The sequence below is a fragment of the Halomarina rubra genome, assembly GCF_023699475.1.
In the GTDB taxonomy this organism is placed as follows: Archaea; Halobacteriota; Halobacteria; order Halobacteriales; family Haloarculaceae; genus Halomarina; species Halomarina rubra.
This window is the reverse complement of sequence record NZ_JALXFV010000008.1, coordinates 350,927-367,964: the sequence shown is the minus strand read 5'-3', so window position 1 is coordinate 367,964 and position 17,038 is coordinate 350,927. Positions and strand designations below refer to the sequence as shown.

Sequence of the window (17,038 nt, the reverse complement as noted above, 5' to 3'; positions counted from 1 at the left end):
GTGGTACCTTCACCCTCGCAACAGCTATCAGTGGGGGGTCCTGACGACTGGTCGTAATGGCAAACGGTACGGTTGACTTCTTCAACGACACGGGCGGCTACGGTTTCATCGAGACGGACGACGCTGACGAGGACGTCTTCTTCCACATGGAGGACGTCGGCGGCGAGGACCTCACCGAGGGGACCGAACTCGAGTTCGACATCGAACAGGCAGACAAGGGTCCGCGCGCGACGAACGTCGTCCGTCAGTAACTCCACCGACCGTCACAGCGAGTGACGCCGGCTCTACTTTCGATTTTGAGACCACGACACCCCGAGTGACGACTGGGCCGACGGGGGTCGTGGTGAGAACGTCGTCACGGAGCGGCGGTTCGCCGCCTCGCCGTCGATTGTGACGACGGCGGGCGGCCGACTCAGGCGGGACTCGGTGCTTCCTTGTTCGAGAGGTAGGCGGTGAGGTCGGTCGTGGTGATGACGCCGATGACCGTCCCGTCGTCGACCACCGGGACGTGGTGGAAACCGTGTTCCACGATGAGGTCCGCGACCGCCTGGATGGAGTCGCTCGCGGTGGTCGTGACGATGTCCGTGCTCATCGCCGTCGTGACGTTCGCCTCGGGGTCGGTACCCGACTCGGCGATGACCCGTACGAAGTCGGTCGCGGTCAGGATTCCCTCGAGGCCGTCATCGTCGTCGACGACGACGACGGACCCGATACCCTGGTCGAGCATGGTGCGTCCCGCCTCGCGCAGGGACGTGTCGGTTCCGACGGTGTGAACTGGCGAAGACATCAGGCTGCCGACGAAGACGTCGTCCATCGTCACCAGATAACGGACATCGAACTAAAAACGTTGCCGCCGAAACCGCTCGACATTCCTCCGACGTGTCTCCGATGGGCCACAGTCGGGTCACCACGCCACGACGATACCGGGGTCGCGCCACCGCAGTGCGACCGCAACGCGACCGACTACGGTGCGACCGTGGTGTGACCGACCGCCGGTCGTCGTCGTCGGTCGATGTCGGAACCACCGCCCGTCGCCCGGCACCGACCGCGCGGGTCTCAGGAGACGATGAACTGGCCGACGATGTCGACGACCTCCTCCATCGACCGGGCGGGGTCGAACGCGCCCTCCTGGCCCTCGAACGGTCGGGAGAACCCGGGGCGCTGGAGGCGGATGTAGGTGGCGTGACGGGCCTCGACGCTGTGGATCGAGAGCGCCGCCGCGAGCAGGTCGTCGTTATCGATGAGCGGTGCCGCGCCAGCGTACGCCGAGACGCCGAGGTCCTCGATGGTCGCCGACAGCACGACGAACTCCTCGACGCTGGAGTAGGAGAACTCGTACTCGGCAGCCTCGACGGGCGTCCCGCCGAGGTCCTCGATGGTCGCTCGCAGGGCCTCGACGTGAGCGATCTCGTGGTCACGAATCTTCTCGTAGTTCTGGTAGGTCTCGTAGCGCGGTAGGTTGCTCGCGAACGTAGCCATGCCGGGGCTGTCGAAGCCCTCGAAGTCCCGCTCGCTGAAGTGGTCGAGCGCCTCCGTGTAGTACGTCGCTTCGAGGTGTTCGAGCGTCAGCGCGTAGTTGAGGACGTCGACGTCCGTCACGTCGTCCATCCCGCCGTCCGTCGACTCTCCGACGGGAGACGCCGCCCCAGTGGCGAGGTCGACGGTGTAGAGGCGACTCGTCCCGTCGACGACGAGCAGGGCGTAGGCCGTCGAGTCCCGACCGGAGACGTCGAACCCGTTGACCGCGCCGACGTCGACGCCGAGCGACCCGACCGTCATGAGCGCGCTGGTGTCGGGCGAGTCCGGGTTCGCGTTCTGCTGGACGAGCACGTCGAGGTCGCTGTCGATGTCGTAGAGCGTGGTCGTCTCCGGGTCGCGGACGCTGTTCGTGTACCCCGCGGCGCTGAGTCTCGGGTGAGTCCCGGCGTTCGCGTCGCCGTCGGCGTAGAACGTGTCGGGGTCCTGCCTGACGATGCTGCCGTCGTCGGCGCTCGTGACGAAACTGTCGCTGTCGGTCGTGACGACGCGGATGGCGTCCGCGACCGGGTTGAAGTCGAAGCCGATGCCGTCCGAGAGCGTCGTGTCGGGGTAGTCGCTGGGCGACCCCACGGCGTGCGCCGAGACGCGCTTTCGGTTCCCGCGAGGGACCTCGAAGCGGTACAGTTGGCCGTCCGCCGCGAGCGAGTACAGCATCCCGTCGGAGGGCCGGTAGTCGACGCCGAGCAGGAGTCGGTCGCCGACGCCAGAGACGTGGACGGCGTGGTCGGTCCCGATGGCCCCCGACGCGAGGTCGACCGGGACGAGCGCGTTCCCGTCGTCGGTCGCCAGCAGTGCGTACCCGACCTCCTTCCCCGACCCCTCGCCCTTGCCGCGGTCGGTCGGGACGAGTGTCAGCCCGTAGATCGGCGGTTCGTGGTCCGCCGCCGCGACGCCACTACCTCCGACGGACAGCGCGAACGCGCCGACCCCGACCGCACCGGCACGACGCATGAACGCCCGTCTGTCGAGTGCCCCACCGACTCGCTCCAGAAGCTCTACTGGCGACTCCGCCGACCGCTCGTCTCGTCTCGCCGCCTCGGTCCCGTCGGTCTCGACGAGGTCGGCGAAGCTCTCACCGGCCTCGATACGCCGTTCGATGGCGTCGTGGTTGGTCATGCTTGTTCCACCGACCGTCCGGTGTGCCGTCCCGGACAAAACCGTATTCCGAATTGACACCAACCTTCCTCCCAAATTTTAGATAGTTTTCGTGAGTGTGCCACGGACGGTTACGACCGGTTTCCGTGACCGAACTCGTTCCGTGACTGTCGGTGAGAGCCGTCGAACTACCGCCCGCTTCTGTATCGTCGCATGGAGTTCATTCCGGGTCGAGAGGGAATTGCCAAATCATTACGTCGCTCGCCGCGAGGGTGCCGACATGGCCCTTCGGACGCCGCCGTTACGCGAGGTGCACGCCGAGCGTGGCGCGACATTCACGGAGTTCGGCGGGTGGGACATGCCGGTGGAGTTCGACTCCATCCGCACCGAACACACCGCCGTTCGAGAGGGCGCGGGCATCTTCGACGTCTCGCACATGGGCGAGATTCACGTCACGGGACCCGACGCGCTCGAACTGATGCAACGGCTGACGACCAACGACGTCTCGCGGCTGTCGCCGGGCGAGGGCCACTACTCGGCCATCCTCGACGACCGAGGGGTCGTGCTAGACGACACCGTCGTCTACGACCTGCCGGGCGAGGACGGCTACCTGTTCGTCCCGAACGCAGGTCACGACGTCCAGATGTACGAGCGCTGGACCGACCACCGCGACGAGTGGGGTCTGGACTGTACGGTCGAGGACGCCACCGAGCGCTACGCGATGTTCGCGGTCCAGGGTCCCGACGCCGAGGACGTCGTCGCCGAGGCGGCCGACGAGTCCGTCCGCGACGTCGCGAACTTCGACGTGGTCGAGACGACCATCGCGGGCGTCCCGACGCTCGCCGCCCGTTCGGGCTACACCGGCGAGGACGGCTTCGAACTGCTCTGTCCCAGTGAGGACGCCGAGACAGTCTGGGGGGCGTTCGACTGCCAGCCCTGTGGGCTCGGCGCGCGCGACACGCTCCGTATCGAACAGGGGTTCTTGCTCTCCGGGCAGGACTTCGACCCCGACGACGAGCCACGGACGCCGTTCGAGGCGGGAATCGGCTTCGTCGTGAAACTGGACGTCGAACCGGCGTTCGTCGGCCGCGACGCGCTGGTCGACGCGACCGACCCGGGCGAGCGGTTCGTCGGCCTCGAACTGCTCGACCGTGGCGTCCCCCGTCACGGCTACGACGTCGAGAACGACGACGGTGAGGTCGTCGGCCACCTCACCAGCGGGACGATGAGCCCGACCCTCGACAAACCGGTCGGCCTGGGCTACGTCCAGGCGGACTACGCGACCCCCGGCACCGACGTGCAGGTGGTCGTCCGAGGTCGACAGAAACAAGCCCGCATCACCGAGACACCGTTCCAATGAGCTTCGAAACTCCCGACGACCGACGATACCTCGAAACGCACGAGTGGGCCCGCGTAGACGACGGCACCGCTCGAATCGGCATCTCCGACTTCGCGCAGGACGAACTGGGCGACGTCGTCTTCGTCGAACTCCCCGCGGAGGGCGACGACGTCACCCAGGACGAACAGTTCGGCGTCATCGAGTCCATCAAGGCCGTCTCAGACCTGTACGCCCCGATATCGGGCACCGTCAGCGCGGTCAACGAGACGCTGTTCGACGAACCCGAACTCGTCAACGAGGACCCCTACGACGAGGGCTGGATGCTCGAACTCGAAGACGTCGACGAGGACGAACTCGACGCGCTGCTCGACGCCGACGCCTACGCCGAACAGATCGACTGAACCACCCGCCGAACCTTCTTTTACGCCCCGCGTATCGGTGAGCGCCCACGCCGTCCGCCGCTATATAAATCGTATACTGCGATAACAAAGTTCGCAGAGAGGTCCGCTCGCGGGCCGCGTGCGCGAATGCCGTGGGTGGAAGGTGGCGAACTGTGACCCACCGCGGCCAACGCGTTTAATCCAGAGTAGGCCAAGACCCCGCTGTGAGCAGCGAGACGTCGGACGACGAGTCGGGGTCCGAGGGGTCACCGCCGGGCGCGCTCGACGAGGCGACCTTCTTCCGGACCGTCGCGGAGACGGCGAGCGACCCGCTCGCTGCCCTCGACGACGAGGGCCGGGTCGTCTTCGCCAACGACGCCTTCCGCGACCTCCTCGGCCTGTCGACGGCGACCGTCGTCGGCGAGTCGTTGAGGGGACTCGTCGACGTCGAGGACCTCCCCGAGACCGGCGAGTGCGAAGCGGCCGTCGGGGACGGCCGGGCCGTCCGACTCACCGTCCGGACGGTCGAACGAGAGGGCGAGCGACTGTCGACCGTGACCGTTCGGTCCGTCGTCGACGGGCCGGACGCGGTCGAAGACGACGAGGAAACCGCCCCTGGCGGCGATTCGGACGATGAGGACGGCGAGCACGAGTCGAGGGCGCTCCGTGCCCCCCGCGAGCGGTACCGTCGTCTCCTCGACGCGGCACCGGACGCCATCGTCGCCGCCGACGCGGAGACCGGGGAGGTGCTCGACGTCAACCGGGCGGCTACGGACCTGTTCGGACGCACGCGAGAGGACCTCATCGGTCGCCACCAGACCGACCTCCACCCCGAAGAGAACGTCGAGCAGTACCGGGCTCTCTTCGCCGACCACGCCGAGACGGGCGGCGTCCTCGCGGAGGACGAGGTCGAGATCGTCCGCAGCGACGGCGAACGAGTCCCCGTCGACATCAACGCCGGGGTGACCGACCTCCCCGACGGGAGCGTCGTCCAGGGCATCTTCCGGGACGTCAGCGAGCGCCGCCGTCGCGAGCGTGAACTGGCCGCCCACCGCGACGAACTCGCGCGACTCAACCGCGTCAACCGCGTCATCCGCGAGATCGTCCAGACGCTCGTCGACGCCGAGACCCGGGAGGAGGTCGAACGGACCGTCTGTGCGCGACTCGTTGACGCCGAACCCTACGTGTTCGCGTGGGTGGGCGAACTCGCGCCGGGTCGGTCGGTCGTCCGCGAGCGTGCGCACGCTGGCGACGGCGGGGGGTTCGTCGACGTGGGGACGACCGTCGACGCCGACGACGAGGACTGTCCGACCGCCAGGGCGCTGGAGACCCACGAGGTGCAGGTCGTCGAGGACATCGAGGCGACGACGGCAGAGGCGACGTGGCGCGAGGAGGCGCTCGAGGAGTCGTTCCGCTCGTGTGCGGCCGTCCCGGTCGTCCACGACGGCCGTCCGTACGGCGTTCTCACGCTGTACGCCGACGAGGGCGACGTGTTCGACGGGCGCGAGCGGGCGGTGCTGGCGGACCTCGGGCGCGCGGTCGGCCACGCGCTCAACGCCCTCGAACGGAAGACCGCGCTGATGAGCGACACCGTCCTCGAAGTCGAGTTACAGACCAGCGAGCACGTCCCGGCGCTCATCGAGGAGGTCGGCGAGGACGGGCGAGTGACCTTCGAGCGGACCATCCCGACCGGCGACGACTACCTGCAGTACGTCCAGGTCGAGAACATCTCGCCGGAACGGTTCGAGACCATCCTCGAACGTTACCCGTGGTGTGACGGGGTCCGGCGTATCCGCGACGGCGACCCGGCGGTGTACGAACTGCGTGCCGTCCGTCCGAGCATCACGGCCCACCTCGCGACGTTCGGCGGGCGCGTGCGGTCGGCCGTCGTCGAGGACGGTGCCATCCGCATCCTCGCCGAACTCCCCCACAACACCGACGTTCGGGCGCTGGTCGACGGCCTCCGCGAGCGCCGCGAGGACATCGAACTCGTCGCCCAGCGGACCGTACCCCGTTCCGACCACCCCGACCGTGCCCGCGTCTCCGTCGAGGAGACGCTGAGCGACCGCCAGCAGGCCACCCTGGAGGTAGCGTACTACGCCGGCTACTTCGAGTGGCCTCGCGACTCGACGGCCGAGGAGATAGCCGAGTCGCTCGGCGTCTCCTCGCCGACCGTCCACAAGCACCTCAGACGTGCACAGGGTAGCATCTTCGGCGCGCTACTCGACAGACCAGATATGTAAAATAGCAGTGATTAACTGTCTAGCCCTTGCGTTCAGGGGCCTCTACTCGTAAGGCAGGACTGTGATGTCGGAGATAGAGAAGCACGCCGGAGTCCCGGCGGCACCAGTCAGCCCGCTCAGTAGTGAGACCGAAAGCGGCGGCCGCCTGGACGTGTTCGCGGACGGGCGGCGTCGTCGGGCGTTGGCGTATCTCGCGGAGTGTGACGCACCCGTCTCGTTCGACGAACTCGTCGTGGCCATCGCCGCCAGCGAGACCCAGAGCGCACCGGACACGCTCGCCGAGGACGCGACCAAGCCCGTCGCGATCGCACTCCACCACGTCCACCTGCCGAAACTGCTCCACGAGGGGTACGTCCGCGCCGACGCCGACGGCCTCGTGCTCGACGTCGAGGAGACGGCCCTCGACGCACTGTAGCGGAATTCTCAGGCGACTTCGCGCGTCGCGTCGAGCATCGCGTTCGTCTCCAGACCCGTCACCGCCAGTGAGTAGCCCTCCGCTCGCGCGAGGTCGGCGGCGTGCTCCCACGTCTCCTCGGGGTCGATGCCGTGGAGGACGACGGCCGTCGGCGTCGGTGTCACGACCCGCAGTGCCACCAGCGGCGACTCCCCGCGCGTCACGTTCGTGAACACGAGCGCGCGGTTCGTCGACTGGCCGTACAGTCGGTAGAACTCCTCCGACGAGAGGCGCGTGATGGCCTCGATGGAGTCGATGACCGTGTGGCCGGCGATGGTCGTCGCCGTCCCTTCGACGAGTTCGGTCGCGTCGATGGCGTCGTAGAACCGCGACAGCGGCACGGCAGTCGGGTACTCCCGGAGGTCGAGGACGGCGTCGCTGTCGAACCCCGCCGAGAGGACGCGGGCGTGCTGGCGGATGCGCCCTCCACCGCGGGACTCGTCGATGTCGAGCAGTCCCTCGACGAGACGACGGACGACGCCGATGCCGGGGTTCTGACGGCGGCCGGACTCGTAGTCCGAGACGACCGACGGCGAGACGTCGAGGTGGCCCGCGAGGTCGGTCTGGGGGACGTCGAAGTCCGTCCGCCACTTCCGGAGCGTGCCGCCGGGGTCGTCGCTCATCACCACCTCGCCGGCCATCTGCTGGGCGAGGGTGTGTCGGGGTTCCATGCGCGACCCGCGCACGCGACGCTCATATGGGTGGCGTCTCCGCCGTCGACGGCGTCTCGGTCGGCGGTCGGCGACGAGCGCGACCGGTCACGGCGCGGCGTACCGGGGACGTTTTACTGCGGCCACACGAACGCTCGCGCAGTGAGCGACCACATCTCGACCGGGTGTGCCCCCCTCGACGACCTGCTGGACGGTGGCCTCGAACGGAGTGCAGTGACCCAGGTGTACGGGGCACCCGCGGCCGGGAAGACGAACCTCGCCCTCTCGGCGGCCGTCGGCGTCGCCGCCCGAGGCGGGAGCGCCCTCTACATCGACACCGAAGGCATCTCGCCCGACCGCTTCGAACAGTTAGCGCGGGCGGCGAGTGGCGACGACGAGGTCGAGGACATCGCCTCCCGGGTCATCGTCAGCGAGGCACTCGACTTCGCCGAACAGGAGGAAGCCGTCAAGGACGCCGCGGAGGTCGCCTCGCAGGTCGACCTCGTCGTCCTCGACAGCGCGACCGGGTTCTACCGCCTCGAACGCGACAACGACGACGAGGGCGCGGCGCTCCGGAAGGTCGTCCGCCAGATCACCCACCTGCTGAGCCTCGCGCGTCGCCACGACGTCGCGGTGCTCATCACGAACCAGGTGTTCACCGACCCCGACAGCGACCGCTCGCGCGGCCTGGGGGGACACACGCTGAGTCACTGGTCGGCGGCCGTCGTCCGCCTCGAACGGTTCCGGGGGGGCAACCGCCGGGCGACTCTGGAGAAACACCGCTCGAAACCCGCGGGCGGCAACGTTCGGTTCCGCATCACCGACGACGGCCTCGTCGCCGGGGACGAACCCTAGACCCGGCGCTGGCGGGTCACACGGGTGGAATCGATACGACGCGGCGACCGTCACGTCGAACGCGGACGTCGGGAGAGTTTTTTGGGAATCGGGGGGCAACGTCGCTCGTGATAGTCGTCGCCACCGAGGACTTCGAGGTGTACCACGGCGTCGTCAACGAGCTCCGCGAGCGGAGCGTCGAGTTCACCACCCTGGAGGTGGACGAGGAGCTCCCCGACGGGACGACGCTGCTCGTCACCGGCCCCGACGACGAGGTGTACCCCGAACAGCTCTCGGTCGACGTGGTCCGGGCGGACCCCGAAGACCCCCGAGCGGCGGTCGAGGAGGCGCTGGCGCTCATCCGGGACGGCGACGCCCGGACCGTCGTCGGTATCGACCCCGGCGACCGCCCCGGCATCGCCGTCGTCGTCGGCGACACCGTCGTCGCCGCGTTCCAGGTGCCGCGTGCGGACGTCGGCGACGTCGTCCGGCGGGAGTTGGAGGACGCCGTCGACCCCACGATTCGCATCGGCGACGGCGCACGCCTCGACGGGTCGCGCATCGTCGACGACCTCCCCGAGATACCGCTGGAACTCGTCGACGAGACGGGCACCACCCCGTACCTCGGCACCGGCGCACGCGGGATGGGCGACGTCCTCGCGGCGGTCAACATCGCTCGCCGGTCGGGCGAACGCATCGAGGGACGCGACATCACGCCCACGAAGGGCGAACTGCAGGTCATCAAGCGTCGCTCCAGAGAGCACAGCGAGGGCGACCGGACCATCACCGAGGGACTCGCCCGCCGGGTCGCCCGCGGGGAGTTGACGATGGACGAGGCGCTCGCCGAACACCGCGAGAACGGCGGTGACGAGGCCGGAGAGACGACCGAGGAGTGAGTCGGGAGACTACTCGCTCCGAACGGACTCCTCGGCGCGGCGCATCACCTCGCGGACGGGCAGGCCCGTCTCGCGAGCGACCGCCTGCGCGTCGTCGAACTCCGCGCTCACGTCGAAGCGCTCCTCGCCCGCGCTGGCGAGTTTCACCGCCACCTCGTAGGTCTCACCGTCGACCTCGACCCGCGCCGTCTCGAAGGCACGGTCGGCGACGAACCGGTGGCGGACGCCCGTCTCGCGGACGCCGAGCGTCCCGGTCTCCTCGGCGAGTCGCCGGGCGACGCGGTCTGCGTCCTCGGCACTCACGACGACCTTCACGAGGTGACCGGGTCGGGACTTCTTCATCGTCGTCGGGAGGACCGACACGTCCCGTGCGCCGACCTCGGCGAGCGTCTCGTGGAGGCTGCCGAGCACTTCGGGAGCGACGTCGTCGACGTTCGTCTCCAGCACTCGGACGGGGTCGCGGCGCAGGCTGTCCACCGACTCGCCGACGATTGCTCGGAGGGCGTTCGGGTACTCGGACACGTCGTAGCCGCCCGCACCGTAGCCCGAGCGCTCGACTCCGAGCGTCGGCAGCGACTCGACGCCCTCGGCGAAGTGAGCGAGCAGCGCCGCACCGGTCGGGGTGAGCAGTTCCATCTCGACGGGGCCGCCGCGCAGCGACCACGACGCCTCGGCGGCGAGGTTCGTCGTCGCGGGCGTGGGCACGGGGTAGGTGCCGTGACTCATCGACACCTCGCCGCCGCCCGTGGCGAGCGGCGTCGTCACCACACGTTCGACGCCGAGGTCCTCGAGGAGGAGACAGACGCCGACGACGTCGGCGATTGCGTCGTCCGCGCCGACCTCGTGGAAGTGCGTCTCGCCGAGGTCGGTGCCGTGGACCCGCGCCTCGGCCTCCCCGAGCAGTTCGAAGGTGGCGAGCGCGTCGCGTTCGACCGCCGGCGGGAGGCCCATCCCCTCGACCAGTTCGACGACTTCGGGGTACGTCCGGAGGTGGCCGTGGCCCTCGGCGTGGTCGTCGGGGTGGTGGTCGTCGTGCTGGTGGTCGTCGTGCTGGTGGTCGTGCCCGCCGTTCTCGTCGCCGTGGTGGTGCTGGTGTCCGTGGTCGTCGTGGTCGTGGGGGTGTGAGTGACCGTCGCCGTCGTGGGGGTGGTCGGTGGACGAGTCGTGGCTCTTGTGGTCCGCGCCGTGACCGTCGGCGTCGTCCAGTCGAACGACGACCCGGGTCGCGACGATACCGTTCTTCTCGGCCTCGCCGACGTCGTAGTGGACCGGCAGTGCCGCCTCGACCGGGTCGAGGACTGACGAGTCCGCACCGGCGGCGAGCAGTGCGCCGAGGAGCATGTCGCCGCTGGCACCCATCCGGCCGTCGAACGCGAGCGTCTTCATGCGCATCGCTCGGCGCGGCGTGGGCTAAAACGGTCCGGGACCTGCCCCCGCGACCGCGCCGACCTGTCATGTTCCGCGGTAGCATGGGCCTACCACCGGTCGGAACCGTTCGACCCGGCAAGCTACTTGAAGTAGCAGGCGTATTACAAGGGCGACGGAGGCCGTCGGTCGTGGTATCGCCCGTCGCACTCGCGTACGTGTGTGACACATGAGCAAAAGGGATATGTCCGGCCGTACCGGACGACACACCATACCCCCGTAATGAACGAAGTCCAACTAGAGGTGGCGAAGGCGTACCCCAACGACTCGGGGCGCGGCATCGCACGCCTCGACCCGGATACGCTGTTGCACCTGAAGCTGAGTCCTGGAGACATCATCGAGATCGAGGGCGGCGACACGACCGCGGCGAAGGTCTGGCGCGCCGACCGACAGGACTGGAACACCGACACCGTCCGCATCGACGGGTTCACTCGGCAGAACGCCGACGTGGGCATCGGCGAGCGCGTGACGATTCGGAAGGCCGAGGCCACGAAAGCCGAGAAACTCGTCCTCGCGCCACCCGAGGAGGCGTCGGTCCAGTTCGGCTCTGACGCCGCCGGCATGGTCAAACGCCAGATCCTCAAACGGCCGGTCGTCGAGCGCGACATCGTGCCCGTGATGTCCTCTACGAACCACCCGTTCATGCGCTCCCCGGGACAGGCGATTCCGCTCATCGCCGTCGAGACCGAACCCGAGGGCGTCTGTCTCATCACCGAGGACACCGAGGTCGAACTCCGCGAGGAGCCGATCTCGGGCTTCGAGAAGACCGGCGGCGGCATCACCTACGAGGACATCGGCGGCCTCCAGGGTGAGATCCAGCGGGTCCGCGAGATGGTCGAACTGCCGATGAAACACCCTCAGATATTCAAGAAACTCGGCATCGAGCCGCCACAGGGGGTGTTGCTCCACGGGCCGCCGGGCACCGGGAAGACGCTGCTCGCCAAGGCCGTCGCCAACGAGACCTCGGCGAGTTTCTTCTCCATCGCCGGCCCGGAGATCATCTCGAAGTACTACGGCGAGTCCGAACAGCAGTTACGCGAGATATTCGAGGACGCCAGCGAGGAGTCCCCGAGCATCATCTTCATCGACGAACTCGACTCCATCGCCCCGAAGCGCGAGGACGTCACCGGCGAGGTCGAGCGTCGTGTCGTCGCCCAACTGCTGACGATGATGGACGGCCTCGAATCGCGTGGCCAGGTCATCGTCATCGCGGCGACGAACCGCGTCGACTCCGTCGACCCCGCCCTGCGTCGTCCGGGCCGGTTCGACCGCGAGATCGAGATCGGCGTCCCCGACGAGGTGGGTCGCAAGGAGATCCTCCAGATCCACACCCGCGGGATGCCGCTGTCGGACAACGTCAGTCTCGACCACCTCGCCGACGAGACCCACGGCTTCGTCGGTGCGGACATCGAGTCCCTGACCAAGGAGGCCGCGATGAAGGCGCTGCGGCGCTACCTCCCCGAGATCGACCTCGACCAGGAGGACATCCCCCCGAGCCTCATCGACAAGATGATCATCAAGAAGGGGGACTTCCGCGGCGCGCTCTCCGAGGTCGACCCCTCGGCGATGCGCGAGGTGCTCGTCGAACTCCCGAAGGTCACCTGGGACGACGTCGGCGGCCTCGACGACGCCAAACAGCAGGTCCAGGAGTCCGTCGAGTGGCCGATGAACTCCCCCGAGCGCTTCGAACGGATGGGTGTCAGCCCGCCGTCCGGGGTGCTCCTCTACGGCCCGCCCGGCACCGGGAAGACCCTGATGGCGAAGGCCGTCGCCAACGAGACGAACGCGAACTTCATCTCGGTGCGTGGCCCGCAACTGCTGTCGAAGTGGGTCGGCGAGTCCGAGAAGGCCATCCGGCAGACGTTCCGGAAGGCCCGCCAGGTGGCCCCGACGGTCATCTTCTTCGACGAACTCGACTCGCTCGCGCCCGGTCGGGGCGGCGACGTCGGGTCGAACGTCTCCGAGCGGGTCGTCAACCAGCTGCTGACCGAGTTGGACGGCCTCGAGGAGATGGAGAACGTGATGGTCATCGGTGCGACCAACCGTCCGGACATGATCGACCCGGCGCTCATCCGTTCGGGTCGGTTCGACCGCCTCGTGTTCATCGGCGAACCCGAGTTGGAGGGTCGCGAGCAGATCCTGCGTATCCACACGCAGAAGACGCCGCTCGCTCCCGACGTGAGCCTGCGCGAACTCGCGGAGGTCACCTCGGGCTACGTCGGGTCGGACCTCGAGTCCATCGCGCGTGAGTCCGCCATCGAGGCGCTCCGCGAGGACCACGACGCCGACGAGGTCGAGATGCGGCACTTCCGCACCGCCATGGAGTCGGTCCGCCCGACCATCAACGACGACATCCGGGCGTACTACGAGGAGATCGCCGACCAGTTCCGCGGCGGCACGCGCGGCCCGGAGCAGTCGACCGGTCGCATCGGCTTCCAGTAACGCACTCGACCACGACGAGCGGCACCCCCGCTCGGACTTCGTTCTCGCGCGCTCACCGACGAGCGGTTGCTCTCTGTAGTACCGCGAGCGAGTGCAACGAGCGAGCGGGCCGGCCGAACCCTCGAAGGAGCGTAGCGACTGAGGGAGTGAGGGAGTGAGGGAGCGCTTTTAGTCCAGGTTTTGCCAGCGAGCGAGTGAGCGCAGCAAAACCTGGGTGTTCTAGTAGATCAGTTCGTCGCTGTTCTCGACCATGTAGAGGGTTCGAGCGGCGATGTTGACCGCGTGGTCGCCGACGCGTTCGAGGTCCCGAATCGTCAGGAGCAGTCGCGAGACGTCGGCCATCGTACTCTCGACGTCCTCGCCGTCCTCTATCTCGGACTCGATGAGGTCACGGACGACGATCTCGGAGGCTCGTTCACAGAGACGGTCCAGCTCGTCGTCGCGGTCGGCGATGGCGAAACACGCCTCGGGGTCCTCGTTCTCGTAGGCCGTCATCGCGTCCTCGATCATCTCGACGGTCATGTCGCCGATGGCTTGGACGTCGACGTCGGGGTAGACGTCGCGCTCGGCGTCGAGCGTGTAGGTCCCGAGGTTCGTCGCGAGGTCGCCGATGCGTTCGAGGTCGGTGATCACCTTGAACGAGGACGCGACGAACCGGAGGTCACCCGCCACTGGCTGTTGGAGCGCCAGCAGGTCGATGCAGTCGCCCTCCAGTTTGAGGTAGAGGCTGTTGATCTCGTCGTCTCCCTCGATGACCTCCATCGCGAGCTCCCGGTCTTTCTGTTCGAGCGCGCTCAACCCCATACGGAGTCGCTCCGAGACCAACTCGCTCATGTAGAGGACGTCCTCTTCGAGCGAGACGAGTTGGTCCTGGAACCCCCGTCGAGCCATCAGTGGCTCACCTCGTCTGCGTTCATACTCGTTCGGTGTCCACGGAGATTCATATAACTAACTCATGCGAACGTATGGTACAATTTAGCACAATTTGCATATATAGAAGTACGTTCGGTGCGGAGCGGACCGCTGTCATGGCCGCTCGGTGGAGCTGGCGGCCGGCGCGATGGCAGTCCGAACCCCAGGGTCCGTATTGGGTCTCGTGGCGTCGAGTGGGTGAGAGACCGGTCTCCTCGCATTCGGTATATAGAGATGAATCGATTTATATGCTATCGCTGGACAACTTCTGCCATGGAAACCCGGAAGGTGCAGGTGACCGGCGGGTCGACGTACACCGTATCGCTACCAAAGACGTGGGCGACGGACAACGGCATCAGCGCCGGGAGCGTCGTCGAGTTCTACCCGGAGGAGGACTCGTTGCTGTTGACGCCCCAGAGCGAGGAAGACCGGACGGAGGGGACGCTCGACATCACCGACCTGGACGGCGAGCAGTTGATGCGTGCGGTCGTGACGATGTACGTCAGCGGGTTCGACATCATCAACCTGGAGACGGCGCGCGTCACCGCCGCTCAGCGCCGCGCCATCCGTGAGGCCGCCCAGCGCCTCGTCGGCCTGGAGGTCATCGGTGAGACCGGTGAGACGGTCATGCTCCAGGACCTCCTCGACTCCTCGGAGCTCTCGATCGTCAACGCCATCACCCGGATGCGACTGGTCGCGCTGTCGATGCTCGCCGACTCCATCACGGCGCTCGTCGAGAACGACGACGACCTCGCGAGCGACGTGGTCGAGCGCGACGACGACGTCGACCGCCTCTGGTACATGACCTCGCGCGTGTTCCGCGGCGTCCTCCGTGACCCGTCGACGGCGACGGAGGTCGGCCTCCCGCGGGAGGTGTGTTTCGACTACCACACCAGCGCCCGGCAACTCGAACGCGTCGCCGACCACGCGACGAAGATCGCGGAACTCGCCCTCGACCTCGAGGACGTCCCCGACACGCCCGCCGAGAGTCTCCAAGAGCTCCAGGTGCAGGCCAACGACGTCATCGAGACGTCGATGGACGCGCTCCTCGAAGACGACAGCGAAACCGCTACCCGGCAGGCGAACACGACACGGAGACAGGTCGACGAGGTCGACGACTACGCCCGCCAGGTGGACAAGGAGGTCCGCGACCTCGACCCCCAGCAGGCCCAACTGCTCGGTCTCGTCGTCGACTCGCTGTCGCGGGCCGCCGACTACGGCGGCAACATCGCCGAGACCGCCCTGCAGAAGGCCGCACCGAAACCGTAACACCACCCTGCACCTCGACTCCGACCCCCGACCACCGTTTTCCGGACGTACCACCGCCACAGCGAACGCTCCGTCCGTCGGCGTCGGTGCGGCGAGCTATCGGTCCCGACCGCTGCCGTCGCTCGGCGGTCGGGGTGAGAAAACTGGTCGGGTCGCGGTCGTTACTCTTCGAGGACGGCGTTGACCTGCCCGTCCTGGCCGGGTCGCGAGGTGACGCGCGCCTTCCCTTCGGAGGTCTCGATGAGCGCACCGCGGGTGATGATGTTTCGGCGGGCGTAGTTCGGGTCCGCGCCGTTCTCGACGACGGTCTCGATGGTCGCGTGGACGACGCCGTCGTCGGTGGCGACGTTGGCGACGTCGGTCTGGATGGCGCGGACCTTCGTGTTGCCGCCCCACGACTCGACGGTCTTCAGCTTCTGGTCGCCGACGCGGGTCTCCGTCGCCGCGTGGCCGAGCTGGTGTTTACGCTTCTTCCGGATGGGACGGCGTCGTCCCCCGGTCCGCTTCGTCTCCGAGCGCCCTTGGAATTTCATACGGTGAACCAGCCCCGAGACGGACAAGAAGGCTTCGATGCGGCCGCGCCCCGGTCCGGAGGGCTTTAGCCCCCCGCGACCCCCCATCCGCCGATGAGTCTCCGGCAGGCCGTCGCCGCGCCGTTCCGAGCGAAGGGGCGCGAGCGCATCGCCGAAAGCGAGTTCGTCGTCGCGTTGAGTCTCGACCGCGACTGGTTCTCCCCCGACCAGGCAAAGCGTCTCATCGACGTGGCCGTCAGCGAGGGCCTCGTCGCACGCGAAGAGGGCGACCTCATCGCGCAGTTCCCCGCGACCGACGAGCGGATTCCCGAGGAGTTCGCCCCCGACGAGTCCATCATCCAGGAGCGCTCGACGTTCCAGCGAATCCTCGACGCCGTCGTCGACGCGGGCACGGAGAAACAGGAGGCCGTCGCGGCCATCAACGCGCTCCAGTCGGAGGCGGGCCTGACCATCGAGGCCGCGGCCGTGCTCTACGCCCACCGCCAGGGTCTGGACGTGACCACGTTCGCGGAGCGGGCGCGCGAGGACCTGACCGCATGAGCGACGACGCGCCGCCGTTCGGCGTCCGCCTCGCCCAACTGCTCGCCAGCGAACTCGTCGCCCGGACCGACGGCCCGCTCGCCCGTCTCGAACTGGTCGACGTCGCCGACTCGGACGCGCTCGACCCGGACGAACTCGGCGAGTTGGCCTACGGCGTCGTCCTCCACGAGTCGGTGGCTGCCGACGAGGAGACGGAGAGCAAAGGCGACGGGACCGGCGAGCGGACCCGACTCGCCGACGTGTACGCCCACGACGACCGCGCCCGCGTCGAGTTCCGCGCCGGCGTCGACGCGGTTGCCGCGGCCGCCCAGGACGCCGACCTCCGTGTCCGGCCGAAGGCCGTCGACCCGCCGCGCACCCTCGTGTTCGTCGAGGACGGCGGCGAGGTGAAGCGAGTCCTCGCGGCCGTCCACGCGGCCGTCGAGGCCAGCGACGACGCGGCCCACGACTGACGCCGGGCGCTCCTCGAGCGACCGGCTACCGTCGT

17 protein-coding genes are annotated in these 17,038 nt (G+C 68.0%); 11 read left to right on the top strand and 6 right to left on the bottom strand.

From position 1 onward, the window contains the following. The first annotated feature begins 56 nt into the window (after positions 1-56). On the top strand, positions 57-251 hold the full coding sequence (locus M1L36_RS16780; protein WP_250874885.1) for a cold-shock protein: 195 nt from the start codon (positions 57-59) through the stop codon (positions 249-251). Positions 252-412: 161 nt separating this feature from the next. Here the strand turns inward: M1L36_RS16780 and M1L36_RS16775 are convergent, their stop codons facing one another. Together M1L36_RS16775 and M1L36_RS16770 are read right to left on the bottom strand one after the other, a co-directional pair. Continuing rightward, positions 413-814: a CBS domain-containing protein gene (locus tag M1L36_RS16775; RefSeq protein WP_250874884.1), complete on the bottom strand. Its 402-nt coding sequence runs from the start codon at positions 812-814 to the stop codon at positions 413-415. A gap of 242 nt (positions 815-1,056) precedes the next feature. Continuing rightward, complete coding sequence (locus M1L36_RS16770; RefSeq protein WP_250874883.1) at positions 1,057-2,655, bottom strand: DUF4394 domain-containing protein; 1,599 nt, start codon at positions 2,653-2,655, stop codon at positions 1,057-1,059. Positions 2,656-2,914: 259 nt separating this feature from the next. On the opposite strand from M1L36_RS16770, the gene gcvT reads away from it, so the two are divergent. The 4 genes from gcvT to M1L36_RS16750 all read left to right on the top strand — a co-directional run bounded on the left by gcvT (position 2,915) and on the right by M1L36_RS16750 (position 7,011). Beyond that, on the top strand, positions 2,915-3,994 hold the full coding sequence (gene gcvT, locus M1L36_RS16765; protein ID WP_250874882.1) for a glycine cleavage system aminomethyltransferase GcvT: 1,080 nt from the start codon (positions 2,915-2,917) through the stop codon (positions 3,992-3,994). Then, the gene (gene gcvH / locus M1L36_RS16760; protein ID WP_250874881.1) at positions 3,991-4,374 is read left to right on the top strand and encodes a glycine cleavage system protein GcvH; all 384 of its coding nucleotides are present in this window, start codon (positions 3,991-3,993) and stop codon (positions 4,372-4,374) included. The genes gcvT and gcvH overlap by 4 nt, the downstream gene beginning before the upstream one ends. Before the next feature lie 203 nt (positions 4,375-4,577). Continuing rightward, a complete protein-coding gene (locus M1L36_RS21700; protein ID WP_250874880.1) occupies positions 4,578-6,596 on the top strand; it encodes a PAS domain S-box protein in 2,019 nt (672 codons plus the stop codon). Between the two features lie 64 nt (positions 6,597-6,660). Further along, on the top strand, positions 6,661-7,011 hold the full coding sequence (locus M1L36_RS16750; protein ID WP_250874879.1) for a DUF7344 domain-containing protein: 351 nt from the start codon (positions 6,661-6,663) through the stop codon (positions 7,009-7,011). Positions 7,012-7,019: 8 nt separating this feature from the next. Here M1L36_RS16750 and M1L36_RS16745 read toward each other — a convergent pair whose 3' ends face one another. Continuing rightward, positions 7,020-7,721, bottom strand: a complete 702-nt coding sequence (locus M1L36_RS16745; protein ID WP_250874878.1) for a helix-turn-helix domain-containing protein — start codon at positions 7,719-7,721, stop codon at positions 7,020-7,022. 141 nt (positions 7,722-7,862) lie between these two features. On the opposite strand from M1L36_RS16745, the gene radB reads away from it, so the two are divergent. Together radB and M1L36_RS16735 are read left to right on the top strand one after the other, a co-directional pair. Then, a complete protein-coding gene (gene radB, locus M1L36_RS16740) occupies positions 7,863-8,555 on the top strand; it encodes a DNA repair and recombination protein RadB (protein WP_250874877.1) in 693 nt (230 codons plus the stop codon). Between the two features lie 107 nt (positions 8,556-8,662). Continuing rightward, positions 8,663-9,430: a hypothetical protein gene (locus tag M1L36_RS16735; RefSeq protein WP_250874876.1), complete on the top strand. Its 768-nt coding sequence runs from the start codon at positions 8,663-8,665 to the stop codon at positions 9,428-9,430. 9 nt (positions 9,431-9,439) lie between these two features. Here M1L36_RS16735 and larC read toward each other — a convergent pair whose 3' ends face one another. Further along, on the bottom strand, positions 9,440-10,816 hold the full coding sequence (gene larC, locus M1L36_RS16730) for a nickel pincer cofactor biosynthesis protein LarC (protein ID WP_250874875.1): 1,377 nt from the start codon (positions 10,814-10,816) through the stop codon (positions 9,440-9,442). A gap of 261 nt (positions 10,817-11,077) precedes the next feature. On the opposite strand from larC, the gene M1L36_RS16725 reads away from it, so the two are divergent. After that, positions 11,078-13,297 carry a CDC48 family AAA ATPase gene (locus M1L36_RS16725; RefSeq protein ID WP_250874874.1) on the top strand — a complete coding sequence of 740 codons (2,220 nt, stop codon included), beginning with the start codon at positions 11,078-11,080 and terminating at the stop codon, positions 13,295-13,297. A 219-nt stretch (positions 13,298-13,516) separates the two neighbouring features. On the opposite strand, the gene phoU is transcribed toward M1L36_RS16725, so the two are convergent. Then, positions 13,517-14,188: a phosphate signaling complex protein PhoU gene (gene phoU / locus M1L36_RS16720; RefSeq protein ID WP_250874873.1), complete on the bottom strand. Its 672-nt coding sequence runs from the start codon at positions 14,186-14,188 to the stop codon at positions 13,517-13,519. A 294-nt stretch (positions 14,189-14,482) separates the two neighbouring features. Here phoU and M1L36_RS16715 point away from each other — a divergent pair, with 294 nt between their 5' ends. Continuing rightward, positions 14,483-15,478, top strand: a complete 996-nt coding sequence (locus M1L36_RS16715) for a phosphate uptake regulator PhoU (RefSeq protein ID WP_250874872.1) — start codon at positions 14,483-14,485, stop codon at positions 15,476-15,478. A 161-nt stretch (positions 15,479-15,639) separates the two neighbouring features. On the opposite strand, the gene M1L36_RS16710 is transcribed toward M1L36_RS16715, so the two are convergent. Further along, on the bottom strand, positions 15,640-16,011 hold the full coding sequence (locus M1L36_RS16710; RefSeq protein ID WP_250874871.1) for a 30S ribosomal protein S8e: 372 nt from the start codon (positions 16,009-16,011) through the stop codon (positions 15,640-15,642). A gap of 93 nt (positions 16,012-16,104) precedes the next feature. Between M1L36_RS16710 and M1L36_RS16705 the strand changes: the two genes are divergently transcribed. After that, positions 16,105-16,551, top strand: coding sequence for a DUF2240 family protein (locus M1L36_RS16705; protein WP_250874870.1), 447 nt, complete (start codon positions 16,105-16,107; stop codon positions 16,549-16,551). Continuing rightward, the gene (locus M1L36_RS16700; protein ID WP_250874869.1) at positions 16,548-17,003 is read left to right on the top strand and encodes a DUF7993 family protein; all 456 of its coding nucleotides are present in this window, start codon (positions 16,548-16,550) and stop codon (positions 17,001-17,003) included. Before M1L36_RS16705 ends, M1L36_RS16700 begins: the two co-directional genes overlap by 4 nt. Positions 17,004-17,038: the final 35 nt, after the last annotated feature.